Source organism: Streptococcus sp. LQJ-218 (assembly GCF_003428885.1).
Taxonomy (GTDB): Bacteria; Bacillota; Bacilli; order Lactobacillales; family Streptococcaceae; genus Streptococcus.
Genome location: NZ_QQRU01000002.1, coordinates 75,504 through 97,479, shown reverse-complemented (window position 1 = coordinate 97,479; position 21,976 = coordinate 75,504). Strand labels below are relative to the sequence as shown.

General features: G+C 37.6%; 22 protein-coding genes and 2 pseudogenes. 19 read left to right on the top strand and 5 right to left on the bottom strand.

The features are described from left to right. Nucleotides 1-12 precede the first annotated feature (12 nt). From D2908_RS02110 to D2908_RS02060, 11 genes and pseudogenes are all read left to right on the top strand, one after another. The gene (locus D2908_RS02110) at nt 13-882 is read left to right on the top strand and encodes an Rgg/GadR/MutR family transcriptional regulator (protein WP_117304480.1); all 870 of its coding nucleotides are present in this window, start codon (nt 13-15) and stop codon (nt 880-882) included. A 288-nt stretch (nt 883-1,170) separates the two neighbouring features. After that, nucleotides 1,171-2,415 carry a transporter gene (locus D2908_RS02105; protein WP_117304478.1) on the top strand — a complete coding sequence of 415 codons (1,245 nt, stop codon included), beginning with the start codon at nt 1,171-1,173 and terminating at the stop codon, nt 2,413-2,415. Nucleotides 2,416-2,430: 15 nt separating this feature from the next. Further along, nucleotides 2,431-2,593 (top strand): annotated as a pseudogene (locus tag D2908_RS02100) (ABC transporter permease); the annotation flags it as partial. A gap of 493 nt (nt 2,594-3,086) precedes the next feature. Then, nucleotides 3,087-3,269 (top strand): salivaricin M family lantibiotic, encoded by a 183-nt coding sequence (gene slmA / locus D2908_RS02090; RefSeq protein WP_117304476.1) that lies wholly within the window; start codon nt 3,087-3,089, stop codon nt 3,267-3,269. A gap of 93 nt (nt 3,270-3,362) precedes the next feature. Beyond that, complete coding sequence (locus tag D2908_RS10225; protein ID WP_269472448.1) at nt 3,363-3,488, top strand: hypothetical protein; 126 nt, start codon at nt 3,363-3,365, stop codon at nt 3,486-3,488. A 241-nt stretch (nt 3,489-3,729) separates the two neighbouring features. Continuing rightward, nucleotides 3,730-4,464 (top strand): ABC transporter ATP-binding protein, encoded by a 735-nt coding sequence (locus tag D2908_RS02085; protein ID WP_117304474.1) that lies wholly within the window; start codon nt 3,730-3,732, stop codon nt 4,462-4,464. An 11-nt stretch (nt 4,465-4,475) separates the two neighbouring features. Beyond that, on the top strand, nt 4,476-6,494 hold the full coding sequence (locus tag D2908_RS02080; protein ID WP_117304472.1) for an FtsX-like permease family protein: 2,019 nt from the start codon (nt 4,476-4,478) through the stop codon (nt 6,492-6,494). Nucleotides 6,495-6,583: 89 nt separating this feature from the next. Then, complete coding sequence (locus D2908_RS02075) at nt 6,584-8,158, top strand: ATP-binding protein (RefSeq protein ID WP_023945192.1); 1,575 nt, start codon at nt 6,584-6,586, stop codon at nt 8,156-8,158. Beyond that, nucleotides 8,139-8,735, top strand: coding sequence for a response regulator transcription factor (locus D2908_RS02070; protein ID WP_117304470.1), 597 nt, complete (start codon nt 8,139-8,141; stop codon nt 8,733-8,735). The genes D2908_RS02075 and D2908_RS02070 overlap by 20 nt, the downstream gene beginning before the upstream one ends. A 32-nt stretch (nt 8,736-8,767) precedes the next feature. Next, nucleotides 8,768-9,155 (top strand): annotated as a pseudogene (locus D2908_RS02065) (transposase family protein); the annotation flags it as partial. Nucleotides 9,156-9,160: 5 nt separating this feature from the next. Continuing rightward, a complete protein-coding gene (locus tag D2908_RS02060) occupies nt 9,161-9,412 on the top strand; it encodes a hypothetical protein (RefSeq protein ID WP_240628265.1) in 252 nt (83 codons plus the stop codon). Nucleotides 9,413-9,451: 39 nt separating this feature from the next. Here D2908_RS02060 and D2908_RS02055 read toward each other — a convergent pair whose 3' ends face one another. Continuing rightward, nucleotides 9,452-10,021 carry an MptD family putative ECF transporter S component gene (locus D2908_RS02055; RefSeq protein WP_117304468.1) on the bottom strand — a complete coding sequence of 190 codons (570 nt, stop codon included), beginning with the start codon at nt 10,019-10,021 and terminating at the stop codon, nt 9,452-9,454. Nucleotides 10,022-10,155: 134 nt separating this feature from the next. Here D2908_RS02055 and D2908_RS02050 point away from each other — a divergent pair, with 134 nt between their 5' ends. From D2908_RS02050 to nrdI, 5 genes are all read left to right on the top strand, one after another. After that, on the top strand, nt 10,156-10,770 hold the full coding sequence (locus tag D2908_RS02050; RefSeq protein ID WP_117304466.1) for a YesL family protein: 615 nt from the start codon (nt 10,156-10,158) through the stop codon (nt 10,768-10,770). Next, on the top strand, nt 10,748-12,418 hold the full coding sequence (locus D2908_RS02045) for a sensor histidine kinase (RefSeq protein ID WP_346426288.1): 1,671 nt from the start codon (nt 10,748-10,750) through the stop codon (nt 12,416-12,418). Before D2908_RS02050 ends, D2908_RS02045 begins: the two co-directional genes overlap by 23 nt. 11 nt (nt 12,419-12,429) lie before the next feature. After that, nucleotides 12,430-13,716 carry a response regulator transcription factor gene (locus D2908_RS02040; protein ID WP_117304462.1) on the top strand — a complete coding sequence of 429 codons (1,287 nt, stop codon included), beginning with the start codon at nt 12,430-12,432 and terminating at the stop codon, nt 13,714-13,716. A gap of 60 nt (nt 13,717-13,776) precedes the next feature. Next, complete coding sequence (locus D2908_RS02035) at nt 13,777-14,310, top strand: ABC transporter permease (RefSeq protein ID WP_117304460.1); 534 nt, start codon at nt 13,777-13,779, stop codon at nt 14,308-14,310. Nucleotides 14,311-14,387: 77 nt separating this feature from the next. Next, entirely contained in the window at nt 14,388-14,858 is a 471-nt protein-coding gene (gene nrdI / locus D2908_RS02030; protein ID WP_117304458.1) for a class Ib ribonucleoside-diphosphate reductase assembly flavoprotein NrdI, read from the top strand. Nucleotides 14,859-15,125: 267 nt separating this feature from the next. Here the strand turns inward: nrdI and D2908_RS02025 are convergent, their stop codons facing one another. The 3 genes from D2908_RS02025 to D2908_RS02015 all read right to left on the bottom strand — a co-directional run bounded on the left by D2908_RS02025 (nt 15,126) and on the right by D2908_RS02015 (nt 17,499). Beyond that, nucleotides 15,126-16,388 (bottom strand): NRAMP family divalent metal transporter, encoded by a 1,263-nt coding sequence (locus D2908_RS02025; protein ID WP_117304456.1) that lies wholly within the window; start codon nt 16,386-16,388, stop codon nt 15,126-15,128. A 215-nt stretch (nt 16,389-16,603) separates the two neighbouring features. Next, nucleotides 16,604-17,062 carry a DUF3021 domain-containing protein gene (locus D2908_RS02020; protein ID WP_117304454.1) on the bottom strand — a complete coding sequence of 153 codons (459 nt, stop codon included), beginning with the start codon at nt 17,060-17,062 and terminating at the stop codon, nt 16,604-16,606. Next, nucleotides 17,059-17,499: a LytTR family DNA-binding domain-containing protein gene (locus D2908_RS02015; RefSeq protein WP_117304452.1), complete on the bottom strand. Its 441-nt coding sequence runs from the start codon at nt 17,497-17,499 to the stop codon at nt 17,059-17,061. Before D2908_RS02015 ends, D2908_RS02020 begins: the two co-directional genes overlap by 4 nt. 206 nt (nt 17,500-17,705) lie before the next feature. On the opposite strand from D2908_RS02015, the gene mutL reads away from it, so the two are divergent. From mutL to D2908_RS01995, 3 genes are read left to right on the top strand one after another with little or no spacing between them, the layout of a single operon-like run. Continuing rightward, on the top strand, nt 17,706-19,655 hold the full coding sequence (mutL, locus tag D2908_RS02005) for a DNA mismatch repair endonuclease MutL (RefSeq protein ID WP_117304450.1): 1,950 nt from the start codon (nt 17,706-17,708) through the stop codon (nt 19,653-19,655). Between the two features lie 15 nt (nt 19,656-19,670). Next, nucleotides 19,671-20,264: a Holliday junction branch migration protein RuvA gene (gene ruvA, locus D2908_RS02000; RefSeq protein ID WP_117304448.1), complete on the top strand. Its 594-nt coding sequence runs from the start codon at nt 19,671-19,673 to the stop codon at nt 20,262-20,264. A gap of 9 nt (nt 20,265-20,273) precedes the next feature. Beyond that, a complete protein-coding gene (locus D2908_RS01995) occupies nt 20,274-20,837 on the top strand; it encodes a DNA-3-methyladenine glycosylase I (RefSeq protein ID WP_117304446.1) in 564 nt (187 codons plus the stop codon). Nucleotides 20,838-20,898: 61 nt separating this feature from the next. On the opposite strand, the gene D2908_RS01990 is transcribed toward D2908_RS01995, so the two are convergent. Continuing rightward, nucleotides 20,899-21,930, bottom strand: a complete 1,032-nt coding sequence (locus D2908_RS01990; protein WP_117304444.1) for a S66 peptidase family protein — start codon at nt 21,928-21,930, stop codon at nt 20,899-20,901. Nucleotides 21,931-21,976 lie beyond the last annotated feature (46 nt).

Below are 21,976 nucleotides of genomic sequence, written 5' to 3'. Positions count from 1 at the left end.
TGGGGAGTCAATATGCAAAATCTGGGGGAAGTTTTTAAAGAATTGAGAAAGAGTCGGAATGTATCTCTACAGGAGGCGACGGGAGGAGAGTTTACTTATTCCATGCTGAGCAAATTTGAGCGTGGAGAAGCAGACTTGTCATCTATGAAATTGATTACTGCCTTAGATAACATCCACTCTGATTTGAATGAATTTATGTACTTGGTACGTGGTTTTTCTCAGAAAAAGGTCCTGGCTTTTCAAGAAAATCTTTGGGATTTATATGACAGAGAAGGGATTGATTCTCTACACTCCTTGTTTGAAGAGACGACTCAAAAGTATAGATCAAGTGGTGAAACAAGCTATCTTTTACAAATGATTCGTATCAAAAGTCTTCTTGTGTTTTTTGATTCAGAAATAAGAGCAACGGATGAAGAACTGACTTTTCTCTATGAATATTTTTTTACTATTGATATCTGGGGAAATTATGAATTGGAACTATTTTCAACGATTTCTACTTTGTTTCCTCTGCCCCTCTATTTTAAATATTCTAGGGAGATGTTACAAAAGACGGATTTATTAGGCTCTTTACCTAGTAACAAAGTTGGTATTGACACCATTTTGATGAATGGGCTCTTTAAAGCGATAGAGGAAAAGGATAAACTAAAAGCAGATTATTTTATCTTTCAGATTGAAAAACGAGAATTGCCAGAATCTCAAGCTTATCTTAAAATCATTTATATGATTGCTAAAGGGTATTATGATACTATTTTTAATGTAAAAAATAAGGGACTTGAAAAAATCCAGAGAGGCATTACAATCTTACAAGATCTAGAGTATGTAGATGGTGCAAGATACTATGAAAACTATTTTGCAAACCAGCTTTCAAATAAAGATTTGTAATATATTCTCATTACATCGACTGATGAAAAATAAATTGCCTTGTAGATGGATTGATAATTAGTAGTTTCTAGGAGCTAGAGTTTCTATTTTCAGAAAAATATATTACAAAAAAGTGGGGAGTCCCGCTTTTTTTGTTATACTGGCTTCAATAGAATACTATTTGACACTCAATGAAAATCAAAAATCAAACTAGGAAGCTAGCCACAGACAGTACTGGAGTACGGCAAGGCGAAGCTGACGTGGTTTGAAGAGATTTTCGAAGAGTATGAAATATGAGAGAGGTCTGTTATGAACCTATTTTTAAAACATCATTTATTTAGAATACTTACCTTATCGAGGTTTTTCAGCTCAAGTGGAGCTTATATTTATAATCTGGTATTTATCGTTTATGCTGCGAGTCTACCCTTTAAAAATATAGCTGTATTTATGGCGAATATGATTACGATTTTACCTTTCCTATTTACTTTTTATGTTGGGATTAAGGCTGATCATACTCGGAATAAAGCAAGGACAATTATCTGGGTTGGTTGTGTGCAAAGTCTACTATTCCTTTTGATTGCTAGTGTGATTCATGATCAGAACTTCGTAACGTTTGCTTTTATCTGTATGGTTAATATCTGTTCGGATATTTTATCAGATTATACAGCAGGCCTTCGTATGCCGATTATCCAGCATAATATTTCGGAAGATAAGCTCTATGAAGCTTATTCCTTTACTCAGTTTGTTTCCTATTTATCAAATCTAGGAGGTCAAGCCTTAGGAGTGTGGTTACTCACAACCAGCCATCAAAATTTTTCTTTTGTTGCAATTGTGAATGCTGGTTTCTTTTTACTATCTTCTCTCGTTTTGTTCAAAAATAGAAGAGAATTGACGCATTTGTCTATAACGGTAGAGAATGAGTCGATTAGTTTATTTCAACAAGTTAAGGCAATCTATGCGGACATGGATGATATATTTAGACAGAGAGAAAGTAGACCTTTGTTTAAAATGATCCTTGTCATTTTAGTGATGAATACTTTGGGAGGAGCTGTTGGAGGTATTTATCACTTTTACTTATTAGACCATACTATCTATCATCTCAGCTATGCTCAATCCCTATTTTTAATCGAATGTGTTAGCTTGGGAGGAGCTATTCTCGGTAGCCTAACTCCTCATGATTATTTTGGGAAATGGTCGTTTTCAAGTTTGCTATCGCTCAATGCAAGTCTGTTTGTCTTACTTGCTACTGCTAATATGTTAAATTTTTCTCCTCTAGTAGGTGTTGCTTGCTTAGCCTTTGTCATGTATTTGATGTCGAAATCAATGCCTAAATTAGATACTCTGTTATTGTCTAATTTGAGCGCGGATATATTGGCTAGAAGTAATAATCTCTTGAGTATGATTTTTTCCCTAACATTACCCTTGGGGATGTCTGTATTTTCCTTCTTAGCTTTACAAGATATCAGGCTTTGTTGGTGGGTGTTTTTGGTAGTGAGTATGATAGGGTTCATTTTATCACTAGAAAAAAGAAGTTTTTTAGGTAAAAGATTTTAACCTAGAAGCTCAGAATTACTAGAAGAACTGTCAGATTTGATCCGTGTGACGACTGTGACCCTGATTTTCATTGAGTATTAACCGCTACAATCACGATGTGACCATCTTGGCAACCGTCATTATCATTTTGATTATCTTTACAATCCAGTTCTTGGGAGATTTCTTGACTAAGTCTTGAGCCATAAATAAAAAGAACTAGGCAATTTGTACATCATTCTTAGGAGTTGTCGTATAGTAAAGACTTAAAATTCTCTGTACTAGCTGCTATCAACCGTTACTTTTATGAGTTAGAGAGTTAAGAATTGTGGGGAGTCAATATGCAAAATCTGGGAGAAGTTTTAAAGAATTGAGAAAGAGTCGGAATCTATCTCTATAGGAGGCGACGGGAGGAGAGTTTACTTATTCCATGCTGAGCAAATTTGAGCGTGGAGAAGCAGACTTATCATCTATGAAATTGATTACGGCCCTAGATAACATTCACTCTGATTTGAATGATATTTCACACGGAGTCTATTGCTATATTAGAATATCTAGCTAATCAATCTGTATTACCATTTTTAGTTTTAAATCGATCAATATTATTGCACGATTTACTCATTACTAAAGCTATTTAGCGATGTATACTTAGTAGTGTAAAGATGATTATCTAAAAAAAGAAAGGAGAGTTGATTATGACTAAACATATTCATAAATGTGAAGAAATTGATAGTCTTGATTTTGAAGTAAACGAGCAAGAGCTTTCGGGCAAATCAGGTTCAGGTTGGTTCACGGCAGTTCAAATAAGTCTAGCAGATAGTTGCGGTCGATGTTTCACATGTTCTTATGAATGTACAAGTAATAATGTTAATTGTTAATTTAGGAAGTATATATGTTTCTTGAGATGTGTAAATTTTCCTTGTTATAGTTGACTGATATAGAGTTAAATGATAAATTATAGGAGGAACAAAATGAAAGAAAATTATGTAGAAGTTGATAGCTTGCGTCATGAAATTGACAATCAAGAACTATCAGGTAATTCTGCAGCTGGATTCAGAATGTCCGCTGTAGATAGAATGAACAAGATTGGAGAGTAAGATGGAAGGAATTATTGGAACACTTGAGTTTTATGCTCCCGTATTGATTCTAGGAGCATCTATTATTGGTATCGTCTACGTTATGAAAAAACGAAAAGAACGAAAATGATGTATATTTAAAAAGCCATACTAGTTTATGGCTTTTTTACTTGTCATTAGAGAGATTATGCACGAATTACTCATGATATTAAAGCTCAGGTTGATTATAATAGTCTTGTAAAATAGAAATGGAGGAATATTTATGTCACAATTAGTTGTAAAAAATTTAAATAAAGAGTTTGGGGAGGGAGATAGCCTAGTTCATGCTTTATCGGATGTTAATCTCTCTGTAAAGACAGGAGAATTTCTTGCTATTATGGGAGCAAGCGGCAGTGGAAAAACAACTTTGTTAAACTGTATTTCAACAATTGATAAGCCGACGTCAGGTGATATTTCCTTTGAGGGATTTGATATCATCAATGCAACAGATAATCAATTGGCAAACTATCGCTCACAAAATATTTCCTATATCTTTCAATCTTATAATTTAGTTGAAACTTTAACAGTTTATGAGAATATTGTCTTACCATTACAAATTCAAGGGAAAAAAGTTTCTGATTGTCATTTAAAAATAGAAAATATCCTAGAAAAATTATCAATCGGTCAATTACGAAATAAATTTCCCAATCAATTATCAGGAGGACAAAGACAGCGTGTTGCCACCGCACGTGCTCTAATTGATGAATCTAAACTGCTTATTGCAGATGAACCAACAGGTGCTTTAGATTCGGCTAACTCAGAAAGTTTAATGGCTCTTCTGCAAGAGATTAATCAAGTTTTTGGCATTACCATTTTAATGGTGACACATGATCCGGCAGCAGCTAAGTATTCATCACGGATTATTCTATTAAAGGATGGACAAGTTACAGCAGATATGTACCGCCATTCTTTATCAAATGAAGAATATTTACAAGAAATTTATAAACATACACGATAAGGAGAAGTAGGATGTATCCAAAATTAATTCTCAGAAATGTTCAAAGAAATTTACAGACATACACAGTTTACTTTCTTAGTTTAACGTTAATTTATAGTCTACTCTATGCATTTAATGCTTTGCCAAGTCATCCTGTTATGCAAAGTTTATCAGGTGCTAAGGAGATGATGACAACCATTATGACACAATATATGGGACTATTATCTTATGTTGTATTGAGTACAATTGCTTTTTTAGTTGTTTACTCCACTGGTTTCGTATTAGGTCGAAGAAAACAAGAGCTAGGTCTATACGCAACATTGGGGATGAAAAAACGTCATATTGTAGGAACGCTTTTCTGTGAGACAATGGTTGTTAATCTGTTTGCTTTGCTTGCAGGATTTATCTTAGGGTTAGGAGTATTGATTGTCCTAGCACATATTGCATCTAATTTTTTTATGGGGAATTATTTTGGTAATATGTTTTTTCTAGACATGAAATCAGTTAATTTATTAGGAATATCATATTTAGCAACAAGTGTAATCATTGGTGTGATGGACATATTTACTTTTAGAAAGCAAGCTATTATTGCTCTTATTCAAGAAAATGGTGTTAAAAGTTCTATTTTTTCGAAAGGAGAAACAAAATGGCAAGTGGTACTATTTATCTTGTCGGCACTAGTTATTTGCTTTGGATGTGTCTATCTATCAGACTATACACATATTTCAATTCTTAGAAATTGGGGAATGTTACTTATAACACTGTTTGTACTAGTTATATTTATTTTTTACAGTACATTAAGCCATTCTTTGATCCGCTTAACTTATTCATTGCCAAATTGGTATTTCAAGAAATATAATTCATTTAAACTCAGACAACTATCTAAGCAAGCAGATCGTAATTCGGTGACCATATCGGTATTATCGCTTTCCTTGGCATTAGCAACTAGCTTATTGATTTTTAGTGGTAGTGCCTACAGTTCATTGAGTAATGATTTAAATAAATTTATTCCTTATGATATTGATGTGCAGATGTTTAAGGGAGAAAAATACCATCATAACAATATAGATGTAAAGAATAAGTTAAAAGAAGATGGTTTTGACTTTTCGATTATTGATAAAGAGTTTGAGTATCCAACTTATATAAGTGAATTGACTTATAAAGATATTATTGATACAAGCAATTTATGGGATTTAGATAAAGAATTAGGAGGTTCGTTCGTTAATATTGTTTCGCTTACTGATTATAATTCTTTATTAAGACTTCAAGGGAAAAAAGAAGTCAGTTTGTCAGACAATGAATTTTTAATAAATGCAAACTATAAAGGCACTAGGAAGCAGATTAGGGAATTTCTCTCTAAAACTAACGAATTGACTGTTTCCGATGTAAAGTTAAGGTCAAGTTCTAAAAGTCCTTTGGAAAATGTTTATTTTGTTACTACAGTAGAAAATAATGATCGAGGGACATTGATAGTCCCTGATAAAGTAGCGAAAAAATTGACTATTAACAGTTTACATTATGTAGCCTTATATAAAAAAGGGATTGATAAACGAAATGTTGAATCATTTTTAGAGAACTGGATTGAAAATTATTATTTTACGGATCAAGAAGGAAATCAAGCTGATTTTGTATATCAAACAAAAGTTCGATCAGCAGAACTATATCTAGGAGTTATGGGAGTCATTGTATTAGTTCTAATTTTTGTTGGAGTTATTTTTACAGTTATCACATTGAGTATTCTGTCGTTGCAGGCTTCCACAAATGCATTAGAAAGTGTTAATGATTACAATATACTTTATTTATTAGGAAATCAAAGAATGCAAAATAAAAAAATTATTTTTCAACAGATTCTCGCCTATTTTCTAATACCGTTGCTAATAGCTATTCCATTGAGTTGTTCACTTAGTAATAGCTTATTAGGCTACTTTGAAAATTTTGCAAATACAACAGTTGTAATTGATGTAAAATATTTATTGTTTATGATTGGTTTATTTACAATTTATATCTATTTTACCTATAAAATTTGTGTGAGGGCCAGTAATCAGATCTAATGAGTGAAAACCAGAATGGGATATTAGCTATCCTTATTCTGGTTTTGTGATATAATGATAACAAAAAATCATAGTAGGAAATTTTAAATATGAAGACGTGGTTAAAGAATATTTCTGATAACTCATTATTGTTATGGTGGAGCACTTTAATAAATCATTTTATATTAATGGTTTATATATACCTTAAAATTCCATTTGACTTTTCATCAACTTTTACTCAAAAATTTGCAGTTGTTTTTATTATTTTGTTGATTATTTCTACTTATATTTGTAATTTCTTAAAGTTTAAATATAGTGAATTAAAGTTGTGGCTATTACTATCTCTATTTTTAATTAGTTGGCAATTGGCTCTGAGTTTGAATGTTGAACACACATTATTCCATTTTTTAGATCTGCTTCATCCCATTAATTCTTTTCTATTAGTTTATAGTTCAGTATCTATTATTCTGTTAGGTAAAAAAATAGGTGAGGAACTATTTTTTGTAACTTTTATTGTTACGATTATTACAGAGATATCTTATTTTTTTAGTGAGCCTCTCTTTTTATTCTTATCTATATTTACATCATTTTTCATTTCTTGCTTACCTATTGTTCTGTTAATGATGTATAAAAAAGAGTTGAAATCTTTTTTAAATTACCAGAGGAAAAATTTAACCTTCCTTTCATTTTTTCTACCCGTTACTTATGTCATTTTATATATTAACACGGCTGATATTGGTATTTTAAATTTTTTATGGTATGTAGAAATTTTTTTGGTACTTGTTTCGTTCCACTTGAAAACAATTTATATGAGTTTTCAAAAAAAGATAGATGAGTTGAAACTATTATATATTGAGGCAAGTTTAAAAGTACTACTGGGGGTAAGTATCCTTTTAATTGCTACATTTATTATTGCAAGACTAGATTTAAAACAAAGTTTTATTTGTTTTAATTTACTTGTGCTGATCGTTGGATTTCTAACGGAAGAATTTATTAGATTATTTAGAGGTAAGCGGCTAACGGGTGCAAAAGATTATTTAGAAGTTTTATTTTTGAAAAGAAATAAGATGGTGAAGAATTTGTTAGCTAATGAAGATATAGAGCAACAATTCGCAGAATTTCTTCATAACGAAGTATTACAAAGTGTGATGGCTATTAAAAATTTTAATAAATATGGAGAAGATGAGAAGTTTAGAACTCAGATTGGATATGTCTCAGATGAACTAGTTCAACGTATCCGAGAGAGAATGGATTATTATCAACCAATGAGTAGTGGCAATGAGGAGTTAACTAAAAAATATACATCATTAATTGATAGAATATTGAGGAGATATGAGACTATGAAAGAAGTTGAAACAGATTTTCAGTCTGATTTTTTTCTAATGGAACCGTATGATAAGATTCTTTATCGCTTTATTGAAGAATTAGTGACTAATGCTGTTAAATATTCATCAGGACATACTATTTGGTTATCTCTCTCTGTATCTGACGATATTATTTATTTATCTTGTAAAAATAATTATGATATTTCTAGTAACCATCTTGGTTATGGGTTAAAGAATTTAGAAAATCGGGTTAGTGTTTTAGGTGGAACAATAGAAATTCAGACAATGGATGCTATGTTTCAAGTAGAAATTCAATTACCAATAGATAAGGAGCTATGCTATGAAAATTTTATTAATTGATGATCACAAGTTGTTTAGTCAGAGCATAAAAATGATTTTAGAGTTATCAGAAACAATTGAATATGTTGATTTAGTTGAAAATTTTCAATCAGTAGATGATATTGATTATAGTCAATACGATATCATTTTGGTAGATATTAATTTGACTAGTATTTATGAAACAGATGGATTAGCCTTGGCAGAAGAAATGATAAAAAAAGAACGAGGTATTAAAATCGTTATTTTAACAGGGTATAGCAAAAAAATTTATGAGTATCGAGCTCAGAAGATGGGAGTTTATGCTTTTATTGATAAAAGTATCGATCCAGATAAGCTTCTTACTCAATTAAAAGGTATATATAGTGGAAAAAAGTATTTTTCGGTAGAAGAAATCGTGGATATCTTGTCTGAACGAGAGATAGAAGTGTTAGAATCGATTAGAAATGGTTTAACAATTGATGAGGTTTGTGAAACCTTATTTTTAAGTAAGCGGACTGTTTCGAATCATTTGGCAAATGTATTTTCAAAGCTAGGTGTTAATAATAGGCAGGAGGCAATCCATAAAGCAGAACTTTTAGGATATTTCTCTCCAGAGTAAGATTATCTTTTATGCCAAATTGGCATAAAACTATGAATTATGAATCAAGTAAACCATTAAGTTATGCACGATTTAAGCGCCTTGTTGGTGTTCAACGCACTACTTTTGAAGAGATGTTAGCTGTGTTAAAAACAGCTTATCAACTTAAACACGCAAAAGGTGGACGAACCCCTAAGTTAAGCCTAGAAGACCTCCTCATGGCTACTCTTCAATACATGCGAGAATACCGAACTTATGAACAAATTGCGGCTGATTTTGGCATTCACGAAAGCAACTTAATCCGTCGGAGTCAATGGGTTGAAGTGACTCTTCTTCAAAGTGGTTTTACGATTTTAAAAACTCATCTTAGTGCTGAGGATACGGTGATTGTGGATGCAACAGAGGTAAAAATCAATCGTCCTAAAAAATCAACTAGCCAATTAGAAATGTCATGCTATGAAGGCTCAGGCTTACTAGAAGGTCTTCCAGATTTGATCCGTGTGACGACTGTGACCTTGATTTCCCTTGTTGGGGAAACAGCTATGGCTGGTGCGGTTGGAGCTGGTGGTATTGGTAACGTGGCCATCGCTTATGGATTTAACCGTTACAATCACGATGTGACTATCTTGGCAACCATCATTATCATTTTGATTATCTTTACAATCCAATTCTTGGGAGATTTCTTGACTAAGTCTTGAGCCATAAATAAAAAGAGCCATGTGGCTCTTTTTTAGTAATCAGATTTTTTGCGCAAATTTTTTACTTAAGGCTTGTCCAATCAAAGCACCCACTAGGGCTCCGATGACAATACTTGCGATAAATAGAAGGATGGTTTCAGTATTTGGCGCAACCATGATACGGTCGATATATTCTTGGGATTTTCCTCTTGCCAGAAGGGCTGTCATATAGGCTTTGGGAGTGATCCACATAAGCAAGATTGGTCCGGATGTGCTAAAGGCAAAAATAAGGAAAGAAAGGAGGTTTTTTGTTTGGTCCTTGTATTTTCCGAGGTTAGCTACTCCATCTGCTAGCAGGCCACAGATAATTCCAGGAAGGAAGGCACCAGCACCGTGTTTAGATCCCAAGAAAAAGAGGGCCATGACAAGGCCGATAGTGGTAATGGCTCCAAAGCGCGGAACTTTTGCGATCAGAATCATATAGACGCTGCCGCCGACAAGGGCAGTAAAGGCAGGCGCATAAAACATGTTTCCAGTTTGGTCAAAGAGATTGCCCAAAAGGACACCAATCCCCATGCAGAGGAAGTAAAGAACTGCAAAGAGCAATGTAGTTAAGATAGATTTCTTCATGAATTGTCTCCTGATAATTTTCTCACAATTCTCATTGTACCACGGTTTGGTGGGATTGTAAATGGATAGTCTATGTTTTTGAAAACGCTTGAAATATGATATAATAGTGTCATAGTTATTTTTAGGGGGATATCATGGGGAGATTTTTAGACTTTGTTTTTAATCGTTTCTTTTTAGGGATGATTACGACAGCCTTCTTTTGGCTACTAACATTAGCAGGAGGGATTATCCTTGGTCTAGCGCCGGCTAGTACCACCTTGATGAGCCTATATGCAGAACATGGTTATAGCTTTCGGGAATACAGCTTGAAGGAGGCTTGGTCTCTTTATAAGCAAAATTTTGTCTCAAGCAACCTGATTTTCTATAGCTTTTTAGGGGTGGATCTAGTCTTAATCTATGGCCTGTATCTCTTGGTGCAGTTACCTCATCAGACCATTATTCATTTGATAGCCACTCTTTTGAATCTCCTAGTAGTCGCACTGCTTTTTTTGGCCTATACAGTGTATTTGAAATTACAAGTTTATTTTGACTTGTCCTATCGAAATAGTCTCAAACTATCCTTGATTGGCATCTTTATGAGCTTAGCGGCTGTGGCCAAGGTTCTCCTTGGGACAGTGCTACTTGTGGCAATTGGTTATTATATGCCTGCTCTTCTCTTCTTTGTAGGAATTGGGATGTGGCATTTCTTTATCAGTGATATGTTGGAACCGGTCTATGAAAGTATCCATGAAAAATTGGCGACAAAATAGAATGAAGCAGTTTTGGCTACATACGCTTCTAAGAACCTACAGTTCAGTTATGATGATTATTATTGCGAGTTTTGCAATCTTGCTCTCCTATGCTGACTGGGATTCACGGGAAAAGGAAGCTCAGAAAGTAGCCCAGCGTGTAACTACTCGAACAGTTGAAGAGGTGGAATATTATTATCGCGAGTCAGCCCAACTTGCGCAAAATTTAGTAGCCAATCAAGACCGGATACAAGGGGTTTATAAGTACTTTAGCCTGTCGACTTCTGACTATTTTTATTGGCTGTTGGAACATCAAACAGCTTCGTCAACTTCTATATCGCTGTATGAAAATATTGATGATCTTTATGTCCAAAATGACTATATAACGGGTGTTGCAATCGTCCTGCAGGACTTTAAAGAAGTTTATGTTTCAACAAGGAATAAAAGAAGTGGGTATATCTTGCCTGCGGAGGCCTTTAAACCGGAGGCCAATAGTTTTGGAATTCCTGTTCTGGACCCAGCAACAGATCAATCTATAGGAGTAATATACATCTCTTTGGATCCAGAAATATTGTACCATGCCATTGACAATACTCGAGGTCATATTCCAATGGCTGTTACCGTGATATCACCTTTTGATACGGAGATTTTTCATATTGGTGAGAGGGTCGATAGGGAACATGAGAACTGGTTTGTCGGTGTGACTTCTCATGGTTATCAGGTTCAGGTGGCAGTTCCTAAAAATTTTGTTTTACAAGGAACAGTGGCTAGCTCTGCTTTGATTGTGGGCTTGAGCCTTCTCTTTATTGTTATTCTCTATCTGACTTTGAGGCAGACCTTTGCGAATTACCAAAAGCAGGTAGTAGATTTGGTGGATTCTATTCAAGCTATTGCTCAAGGAGAGGAAGGTCTTCGCATTGACACACTTGAAAAGGATCAGGAATTGCTCCTAATCGCAGAGACCACCAATGATATGTTGGATCGATTAGAAAAAAATATCCATGATATTTATCAGTTAGAACTCAGTCAAAAAGATGCCAACATGCGAGCTCTACAGGCTCAAATTAATCCTCATTTTATGTATAATACGCTGGAGTTCTTGCGCATGTATGCAGTTATGCAGAGTCAAGATGAGTTGGCAGATATCATTTATGAGTTCAGTAGTCTCTTGCGTAACAATATCTCCGACGAAAGAGAGACCCTTCTCAAACAGGAATTAGAATTTTGTCGTAAATACAGCTATCTCTGCATGGTTCGCTATCCCAAGTCCATTGCCTATGGTTTCAAGATAGACCCAGAGTTAGAGAATATGAAGATTCCTAAGTTTACCTTGCAACCGCTGGTAGAAAATTATTTTGCGCATGGTGTTGACCACAGACGGACAGATAATGTGATTAGCATTAAAGCTCTTAAACAAGATGGCTTTGTGGAAATTTTAGTGATAGATAACGGTCGTGGGATGTCGGCTGAAAAGCTGGCAAGTATTCGAGAAAAATTAAGTCAGAGACAGTTTGAACACCATGCCAGCTATAGTACCCAAAGGCAGTCTATCGGGATTGTCAATGTCCATGAGCGTTTTGTGCTCTATTTTGGGGACCGCTATGCTATTACTGTAGAGTCGGCAGAGCAAGCAGGTGTTCAGTATCGCATTACAATTCAAGATGAGTAGAAAGGGAGAAAATGTATAAAGTATTATTAGTAGATGATGAGTACATGGTGACAGAAGGTCTGAAACGTTTGATTCCCTTTGATAAGTGGGATATGGAGGTCGTCGCAACAGCCAGTCATGCCGATGAAGCCCTAGAATATGTTCAGAAAAATCCTGTCGATGTGGTCATTTCCGATGTCAACATGCCCGACAAAACAGGGCTTGACATGATTCGAGAAATGAAAGAAATATTACCAGATGCCGCCTATATCCTGCTCTCAGGTTATCAGGAATTTGATTACGTAAAAAGAGCAATGAACCTTAGTGTGGTGGACTATTTGGTCAAGCCTGTCGATAAGGTAGAGTTGGGAAATCTGCTGGAGAAGATTGCAGGTCAGCTCGGCGAGAGAGGAAAGAAAAGTCAGACCCTCAGTCAAGATTTAGATGAGGCTGGATTTGTTAGTTATTTAGGGGATAAGGAGAATTGGTGGATAGGCCTATCCAAGGAAAAACAAGGCTCCTTCACCATTCCTTACTATGTCTTGGGTCAAGACTGGCAGATTTTTATTTCTGATCAACCCCTAGATGGGCTAGTCGTTACCCCTTTTGAAGCTCCCTATCAAGAACACTTTGAACGCTGGAAGCTGAATGCTGAGAAAGCCCTCTTTTACGGCTCTGTAAATCTAAAACAGTCTGAGAGTCTCTTTGCTTATTACGAACCGATTTATAGGGTTATCATTCAGGGGAATCTCAATCAAATCGTAGAAGAGTTGAATCTCTTGGAGAAGGTGGTTCTTGAAAATACACCGCGTGTGCCGATAACCAAACAGCTTTTTATCCAGTTTGTCATGGATGTATTCCACTTGTTTGAACATCTCAAAGCTGATGATATGATGGACATTGTCAAAACGATTCATGCTATTCAAACCTTCGATGAATTGGTTTCTTATATCAAGGAAACTTTGACCCGATTCTTTGGGCAATATCGAATGAATGAAAATGTGGTCAGTGTGCTAGAAGTCATTGGGCGTGATTATCAGAAAGAACTTTCTCTCAAGGATATCAGTAAGGATCTTTTTATCAATCCTGTCTATCTGGGACAGTTGATTAAGCGAGAAACTAATTCGACCTTCGCAGAGCTTTTAAACAAACAACGCATTAAGGCTGCCCAGCAACTCTTACTTTCAACTAGTGATAGCATCGAAGATATTTGTTATGCTGTTGGTTACAGTAATGTTGGATATTTCTATAAAGTGTTCCGAAAATTGTGCGGAAAATCGCCAAAAGCCTACCGAAAACAGGTAGAAACCACACTATAATATTTGTATCCCTTTACAAAAAGTGCTATAATATCGATAATAATATCAGGAGGTTCTATTATGAAAAAGAAACCAATTTATCTATGGGTCTTGCTAATCTTGTCTGCCCTTATTTCAGCTACGTCTCTATTTGGAATTTTGAGTCCTTTACCTAGTAAAGAAGCCCTGCGTGCTGCTCAAAAACAAGTTGAAGGGGTCAGTGCTCAGCAGGTAGAAGATAGCATTAATTATAGCTATAGAGTAGCAGAAGCATCTCATTCTATTTTTAATGTTGCCTTGATTGTGCTGTCTGCTATTTTAGTGGTAGTAGCGATTGTCTTCCTTGTTCGTAAGAATTTGCAATATGCAAACTATACTTACGTTGGCTATGTTTTGTTAGCTATTATTGGTTCAGTTTATAGCTATGTGACTTTACAAGATGCTGTGCAGTTGGTTCAAGATGAGACTATGCGTTTAGGAATAAGTATTGGTTCAAAAGCTGTTAGCATTTTCTATATCGTCATCAATGTTTTTTTCCTAGGCCTTGTCTTTTACAAGATGTGGCGTCAGCAAAAAGACTTGGCGGAAGAAGAGGAAACAGGAGAGTTTGCCTAAGTATTGACAAAAAAGAACTATCAAGTTACAATCTTGATAGTTCTTTTTCGATTATAGATAAAATCATGGAGGTACATATGAAGTCAATTTCTTTAGTCTATATCAGTCTGAGCGGCAACACTGAGAGTTTTGTGACGCGCTTGAAAGACTATCTCTTGTCCCAGTACGAGGGAATTGAGGTTCAAAAGATTCATATCAAGGATTTGGTCAAGGACGGCCAAGATTTCTATGAAATGGACCATCCTTATGTCGCTTTTTTACCGACCTACTTAGAAGGTGGGAATGGTGTGGATAACGGCGATGTCGAGATTTTGACGACACCAGTGGGAGATTTCATCGCCTATGGTGATAATGCTAGTAAGTGTTTTGGTGTGGTTGGTTCAGGCAATCGTAACTTTAATAACCAATACTGCCTGACAGCCAAGCAATACAGTCAACGTTTTGGCTTCCCTGTCTTGGCTGACTTTGAAATGCGAGGCATGCTGGGAGACATCAAACGTGTCGCAGCAATTATTGCAGATTTGTATGAGTTGGAAAAGGAGAATTAATACTCAATGAAAATCAAAGAGCAAACTAGGAAGCTAGTCGCAAGTTGCAGATAGAGCTGACGTGGTTTGAAGAAATTTTCGAAGAGTATAAAGTTCTTATAAGAGGTGGTTGAAGTTGTTCAACTTTTTGGAGTATAAACAGTCTTTGAGAACGTAAAAAAGCATAAGTTCAGGTCTTCAAAACCTTATTCTTATGCTTTTTATCATAGAAATATTTGCTGAATTTTCTCTTGAAATGAAACCTGATATTCATCTTGTGCGTGTTAGTTATCCTGCTTTTCCGATGGCGAGTGCGTAGACAAAGAAGATGGCGAAGCCAAAGAGGAAAATCAATCCTGCAATGGCAAGGTGTTTGAGCCAAGAAGGCAGATTTTTGTTTTCACGCGTTACCAAGGCATAATTCAAAAGAGCAAAGAATGGTGTTGTCAAGAAAGACCCAATCATGGCAAAGCGGAGCATGGTTGAAACCTGACCAGCGAAGAATCTGATAATGACGATACCGATAATAGCAGTGATGGTCATCCAGATCTTCAAAGATTTACTATGGTCTTCTTTTTGACGGATTAGTAGTCGAAGAGATTCCTGATTGACACGAGAATAGCCGTCGATAACAGTGATAACTGTTCCAAAGATACACAGGAAGGCAATAAAGGTAATCAAGTAGCGGGACCATTCGCCAAGAACAGAGGCATACATGCCCACGAATTGAGAGATGTATTTGGCTGAAGCTGCTTCAACTGCCTGCCCTGTAGGATATTGAATCAGTGCTCCCAGTGCTACAAAGAACACAGCTAGGATAGCTGTTCCAATGTAACCAACGTTAAAGTCAAATAGAGCGTCCTCTGTGTTAAAGTTGACGGTCTTTTTCTTTTCAGCAGACCAAAGTGAATTGATAGCTGAAATTTCAATAGGAGCGGGCATCCATCCTAAGAGTGAAACGATGAAGGGTAGAGCTGCCATTTGCCAAGGTGTTTTCTCGACAAAATTCGAACTGTATTCTGGATGCTTGACCGCCGCGATGATAACTGCAAGAACAGTTGCAATGGTCAAAGCGGACATGATCCATTTTGCCATGCCGTCTAAGAGTTTGTAGCCTCCAAAGAGCAACATAGCCCAAATGATTGCAACGAGAATGAGGGACCACTGAGTGATGCTGAGACCGATCATTGGGAAGGCACTGGCGATGATAGCTGAGCATAGAATGGCGACACCAGCGGTGTTGACCATAGCCGAAAAGATATTGAGGATAAAGAAAATCCAGAGATAGAATTTTCCTTTTTCGGCATAACCTTCAACCAAAGTCTTTCCAGTATCAGCAGTGTATTCAGCACCAAAACGGAAAAATGGATATTTAAAGACATTGGCTAAGATGACCAAGGAAAGTAGAGACCAACCGTAAGAACCGCCAGCTTGAGTAGAGGATACAATGTGAGAACCGCCAACAGCGGCAGAAGCCATCAGGATTCCTGGTCCCATTGCTTTTAGTTTACTTGTCCAGGTTGATTGATTTAACGAAATAGCTTGCGACATGATAGATACTCCTTTTTGAATTTTCAGAATAATCTGGATATATAATCTATATTCTACAAAAAACTTTGAGAAAATGCAAGAATATTTTGAAAAAAGATAGAAAATTACAGAAAATTTACAAAGAAGATCTGCAAATAACTGCTATGATAGCAAGGTGCAGCAAGATAAAGCAAAACCGAGAAGTTTCTTTCCCGGCTTTGCTTATTATGAGGTTCCTATTTTCTATGCTCCAAAAGTTGATTGATATGGTCCACTTTTTTTGATGCTCTTTTATAGGAAATAGTCCAAATGATGAGGTAGACAATTGCGAACTCAAATATGAGCTGGAGATAGAAGATCCAGTGAAAAGGAAACCAACCTGCTAGGGTTGCTAGTGGGACAAAGCCAGCCAGCATAAGGAAGAAATGAGTCAGAGTCGCACGGAGCAAGCTCCAGTCACGTTTGAACAAGCTATTGCCAAAACTAAAGAGAATACCGATGGCTGCCCAGATAAGAGTACAGTAGAGCAAGACCAGGGCGCCGTGAACCTGATGCTGAGCCATCACTTGGCCGATGAGAGAGTAGGGATTTAGTGGGGCATAAGTACTTGGTGCATAAATGAGTGAAAAGATGATAGAGAGGACGAGGCCGATAAAAACACCGGCGGCTGCGTCGTGAAATACTTGTTTTTTCATAGTTCTAATTTCTCCTTGATGGTTTTTAGATAACGGCGTGAAGAGTAGGTGAAGCTTTCGTTTTTCAAGAAAATTTCTACCAGACCGTTGGGCGTAAGCTTGAGATGGGAGATGGCGTCGATATTGACGATTTCAGATTGGGAAATTTGGATAAAATTGGTTGGCAGAATTTCAAGGACCTGATAGAGGCGCAAATCAATAGTGTAGGTCTGGCTAGCCGTTTCTGCTAGAACCTTCCGATTCTCGGTATAGAAGCGTTGTATCTTACTAATCTCAACGAGATAGACTTGATTATCGATTTTCCCTTTGATTTTTTCTGTTAGATCCAGATTTTCTGCGAACTCGATGACTTTCTGGACTTTATCTGTCGGCTGAGGTGCTTGGACAATCAGCTTTTCCTCTTCGTAAGTTTCACTAATCTGTAGTTCTACTTTCATAAATTTCTCTCCTTGTTTTTCATACAAAATTGTGATCACTTCTTGTACACCTTTATTAAACACTATTTTATGCCCCCGTGCAAGGGACTTTGTCTATGTGGAGGGATTTGGCTCCTATGTGGCGCTTGCTTTTCTGTCCTATCTGAAATATGGTATAATAGCACTAATCAACTTCTAGGAAAATAGATACGGAAAGGGGCTGAAAAATGTCTCATATTATTGAATTGCCAGAGGTGCTGGCAAACCAAATCGCGGCTGGAGAGGTCATTGAGCGTCCAGCTAGTGTTGTTAAGGAGCTGGTAGAAAATGCTATTGACGCGGGTTCTAGTCAGATTATCATTGAGATTGAGGAGGCTGGTCTCAAGAAAATCCAAATCACAGATAATGGTCATGGAATTGCCCACGATGAGGTGGAATTGGCCCTGCGTCGCCATGCGACCAGTAAGATAAAAAATCAAGCAGATCTTTTTCGGATTCGGACGCTTGGTTTTCGTGGTGAAGCCCTGCCTTCTATCGCTTCTGTTAGTGTCTTGACTTTGTTGACGGCGGTGGATGGTGCGAGTCATGGGACTAAGCTTGTCGCTCGTGGAGGAGAAGTCGAAGAAGTCGTCCCAGCGACTAGTCCTGTGGGAACCAAGGTTTGTGTAGAGGACCTCTTTTTCAACACGCCTGCCCGCCTCAAGTATATGAAGAGCCAGCAAGCGGAGCTGTCTCATATCATTGATATTGTCAATCGTCTGGGTTTGGCCCATCCTGAGATTTCTTTCAGCTTGATTAGTGATGGTAAGGAAATGACACGAACAGCGGGAACAAGTCAACTGCGCCAAGCTATCGCCGGGATTTACGGTTTAGCCAGTGCCAAGAAGATGATTGAAATTGAGAATTCTGACCTAGATTTCGAAATTTCAGGTTTTGTGTCCTTGCCTGAGTTAACTCGGGCTAATCGCAACTATATCAGTCTTTTCATCAATGGTCGTTATATCAAGAACTTCTTGCTCAATCGTGCAATTCTAGACGGTTATGGCAGTAAGCTCATGGTAGGCCGTTTTCCACTGGCTGTCATTCACATTCATATCGACCCTTATTTAGCGGATGTCAATGTACATCCAACCAAGCAAGAGGTGCGGATTTCTAAGGAAAAAGAACTGATGACGCTGGTCTCAGAAGCTATTTCTAATAGTCTCAAGGAGCAAACCTTGATTCCAGATGCCTTGGAAAATCTAGCCAAATCTGCGGTTCGCAATCGTGAAAAGGTGGAGCAAACGACTTTGCCACTGAGAGAAAATACGCTCTATTATGAAAAAAATGAACCGACCAGACCGACACAAGCTGAGGTGGCAGACAATCAGGTAGAATTAACTGATGAAGGACAGGATTTGACCCTATTTGCCAAGGAAACCCTAGAGCAGATAACCAAACCAGCTAAACTCCGTTTTGCAGAGAGAAAGCTTGCTAACTACGATCAGTTAGATCACCCAGAGTTAGATTTAGCTAGTCTTGATAAGGCTTATGATAAACTGGAGCGCGAAGAATCATCAAGTTTCCCAGAGCTGGAATTTTTCGGACAAATGCACGGGACTTATCTCTTTGCCCAAGGGCGAGATGGGCTCTACATCATAGATCAACATGCAGCTCAGGAACGGGTTAAGTACGAGGAGTACCGTGAAAGCATTGGTAATGTTGACCAGAGCCAGCAGCAACTCCTAGTGCCCTATATCTTTGAATTTCCAGCGGATGATGCCCTTCGTCTCAAGGAAAGAATGGCACTTTTGGAGGAAGTGGGCGTCTTTCTAGCAGAGTATGGAGAAAATCAATTTATCCTGCGTGAACATCCTATTTGGATGGCAGAGGAGGAAATCGAGTCAGGTATCTATGAAATGTGCGACATGCTACTCTTGACCAAGGAAGTTTCGATCAAGAAATACAGAGCAGAGCTGGCTATCATGATGTCCTGCAAGCGGTCTATCAAGGCTAACCATCGTATCGATGACCATTCAGCTAGACAACTCCTCTATCAACTTTCTCAATGTGACAATCCCTATAACTGTCCCCACGGACGTCCGGTTTTGGTGCATTTTACCAAGTCAGATATGGAAAAGATGTTCCGACGCATTCAGGAAAATCACACCAGTCTCCGTGAGTTGGGGAAATATTAAACTAAAAGGAAAACTATGTACGAATATTTAAAAGGAATCATTACCAAAATCACTGCTAAATACATTGTTCTTGAAGCTAACGGTATCGGCTACATTCTGCATGTGGCCAATCCCTATGCCTACTCAGGACAAGTCAACCAAGAAGCTCAAATTTATGTGCATCAAGTCGTGCGTGAGGACGCTCATCTGCTTTATGGATTTCGCTCAGAAGACGAGAAAAAGCTTTTTCTCAGTCTGATTTCGGTATCTGGGATTGGTCCTGTATCAGCTCTTGCTATTATTGCTGCTGATGACAATGCTGGCTTGGTTCAAGCCATTGAAACCAAGAACATCAGCTACTTGACCAAATTCCCTAAAATTGGCAAGAAAACAGCCCAGCAGATGGTGTTGGACTTGGAAGGCAAAGTAGTAGTTGCAGGAGATGACCTTCCTGCCAAGGTGGCAGTACAAGCAAGTGCTGAAAACCAAGAATTGGAAGAAGCTATGGAAGCCATGCTGGCACTGGGCTACAAGGCAACAGAGCTCAAGAAAATCAAAAAATTCTTCGAAGGAACGACAGATACAGCTGAGAACTATATCAAGTCGGCCCTTAAAATGTTGGTCAAATAGGAGCAGAGCATGACAAAACGTTGTTCGTGGGTCAAGATGACCAATCCGCTCTACATCGCCTATCATGATGAGGAGTGGGGGCAGCCCCTCCATGATGACCAAGCATTGTTTGAGTTGTTGTGTATGGAAACCTATCAGGCAGGCCTGTCTTGGGAAACGGTACTAAACAAACGACAAGCTTTCCGAGAAGCCTTTCATGGCTATCACATTCAAGCAGTCGCAGAGATGATCGATGTCGAACTGGAAGCCTTGCTGGAGAATCCAGCTATCATCCGAAATAGAGCCAAGATTTTTGCGACACGTGCCAACGCCCAAGCATTTTTACGACTACAGGAAGAATATGGCTCTTTTGATGCCTATCTTTGGTCTTTTGTTGAAGGGAAAACGATCGTGAACGATGTTCCCGATTACCGCCAAGCCCCTGCTAAAACACCTCTGTCTGAGAAATTAGCCAAAGATCTCAAAAAACGAGGCTTCAAGTTCACAGGCCCAGTCGCTGTCTTGTCTTTTCTACAGGCTGCAGGGTTAGTCGATGACCACGAGAACGATTGTGAGTGGAAAAGCAGGAATTAGTGAGTATAGGTAATTAAAATATCTGAGAATATAGAAAAAAGCTGAGAAATTCTTCCCAGCTTTATTTGTCATAGTCAAAGCGAATGATTTGCTCCTGTGCATCTACATAAGCGTGGACTCCAAAGGGAACAATTGCTCTTGGAGTTGCGTGGCCGACATTCAGATTATAAACAATCGGGATGTTGCTGTCAATAATATCCAATAGTGCCTCTTTATAGTCGTCATAAAAAGTTTCATCCATAGGTTTTCCGACCAGTAGTCCACTGATGGCCTCAAATATACCAGTGTTCTTTAAAGTATGCAACATCTTTTTGAAGTATTCCGGCTCAGGCTTTTCTTCGCTTGTTTCTAGCAAGAGGATTTTTCCTTCCCAGTCTGACAAGTCAGGGAAAAGTTTGTATTTTTGGCAGAGCTCCGTGCTGTCTGCGTATCGAGAGTTGTCAAAGATATCGTAGAGGGATTCGAGGCAACCACCGAGTATTTTTCCCTCGAACTGGGCATTTCCTTGTAATAATTCAAAACCGGTATTTGCATGACTGATACGAGGTGTTCCCAGAGCTTTAGGACTAAAATCAGTTCGTTCCTCATACCAAACATTGCTAGGGCGGATTTCTGAGATTCTTCCCGTCTCAATCAATTCTTTAAAGTAGTGAAGGCTATAGGCTAACATTTCCTTGTCTAATTCACAAATGTCTGCTAGAAATGATTGACCGTAAAAAGTCTTGATTCCTAGTTTATGCAACATGAGATGGTTCATGGTTGTATCCGAGAAGCCCAAAAAAATCTTTTGTTTGATAACCTTTTGGAGTTGGTCATTTTCAAAAAGATAAGGTAGCAAGCGATAGGTATCGTCTCCACCGATGGCACATAGGATCATGTCGATGCTATCATCAGAAAAGGCATGAATCAAATCCTCTGCACGAGCTTCAGGATGGTTCTTGATAAAGTCTAATCCTTTTAACGAATGTGGCAAAAAGATAGGATTGAGTCCTAAGTCCTTGAGACGTTGGACACCCGAGTCCACTTCGTGTTTGACAAAATCCTCTCCGATAATGCCACTAGATAAACTAACAATACCAATAGTAGAAATCATATCTCATCCTCCTAGAAATAGATTGAGCCTATTTTATCACAAAAGA

Coding starts and splice junctions, on each gene's coding strand:
- D2908_RS02045 (WP_346426288.1), top strand. CDS start 10,748: ATGAAAAATTGGCGACAAAATAGAATGAAGCAGTTTTGGCTACATACG.
- D2908_RS02085 (WP_117304474.1), top strand. CDS start 3,730: ATGTCACAATTAGTTGTAAAAAATTTAAATAAAGAGTTTGGGGAGGGA.
- D2908_RS01990 (WP_117304444.1), bottom strand. CDS start 21,930: ATGATTTCTACTATTGGTATTGTTAGTTTATCTAGTGGCATTATCGGA.
- D2908_RS01995 (WP_117304446.1), top strand. CDS start 20,274: ATGACAAAACGTTGTTCGTGGGTCAAGATGACCAATCCGCTCTACATC.
- slmA (WP_117304476.1), top strand. CDS start 3,087: ATGACTAAACATATTCATAAATGTGAAGAAATTGATAGTCTTGATTTT.
- D2908_RS02080 (WP_117304472.1), top strand. CDS start 4,476: ATGTATCCAAAATTAATTCTCAGAAATGTTCAAAGAAATTTACAGACA.
- D2908_RS02060 (WP_240628265.1), top strand. CDS start 9,161: ATGTCATGCTATGAAGGCTCAGGCTTACTAGAAGGTCTTCCAGATTTG.
- D2908_RS02105 (WP_117304478.1), top strand. CDS start 1,171: ATGAACCTATTTTTAAAACATCATTTATTTAGAATACTTACCTTATCG.
- ruvA (WP_117304448.1), top strand. CDS start 19,671: ATGTACGAATATTTAAAAGGAATCATTACCAAAATCACTGCTAAATAC.
- D2908_RS02035 (WP_117304460.1), top strand. CDS start 13,777: ATGAAAAAGAAACCAATTTATCTATGGGTCTTGCTAATCTTGTCTGCC.
- D2908_RS02040 (WP_117304462.1), top strand. CDS start 12,430: ATGTATAAAGTATTATTAGTAGATGATGAGTACATGGTGACAGAAGGT.
- nrdI (WP_117304458.1), top strand. CDS start 14,388: ATGAAGTCAATTTCTTTAGTCTATATCAGTCTGAGCGGCAACACTGAG.
- D2908_RS02110 (WP_117304480.1), top strand. CDS start 13: ATGCAAAATCTGGGGGAAGTTTTTAAAGAATTGAGAAAGAGTCGGAAT.
- D2908_RS02025 (WP_117304456.1), bottom strand. CDS start 16,388: ATGTCGCAAGCTATTTCGTTAAATCAATCAACCTGGACAAGTAAACTA.
- D2908_RS02075 (WP_023945192.1), top strand. CDS start 6,584: ATGAAGACGTGGTTAAAGAATATTTCTGATAACTCATTATTGTTATGG.
- D2908_RS02050 (WP_117304466.1), top strand. CDS start 10,156: ATGGGGAGATTTTTAGACTTTGTTTTTAATCGTTTCTTTTTAGGGATG.
- D2908_RS02020 (WP_117304454.1), bottom strand. CDS start 17,062: ATGAAAAAACAAGTATTTCACGACGCAGCCGCCGGTGTTTTTATCGGC.
- D2908_RS02015 (WP_117304452.1), bottom strand. CDS start 17,499: ATGAAAGTAGAACTACAGATTAGTGAAACTTACGAAGAGGAAAAGCTG.
- D2908_RS02070 (WP_117304470.1), top strand. CDS start 8,139: ATGAAAATTTTATTAATTGATGATCACAAGTTGTTTAGTCAGAGCATA.
- D2908_RS02055 (WP_117304468.1), bottom strand. CDS start 10,021: ATGAAGAAATCTATCTTAACTACATTGCTCTTTGCAGTTCTTTACTTC.
- D2908_RS10225 (WP_269472448.1), top strand. CDS start 3,363: ATGAAAGAAAATTATGTAGAAGTTGATAGCTTGCGTCATGAAATTGAC.
- mutL (WP_117304450.1), top strand. CDS start 17,706: ATGTCTCATATTATTGAATTGCCAGAGGTGCTGGCAAACCAAATCGCG.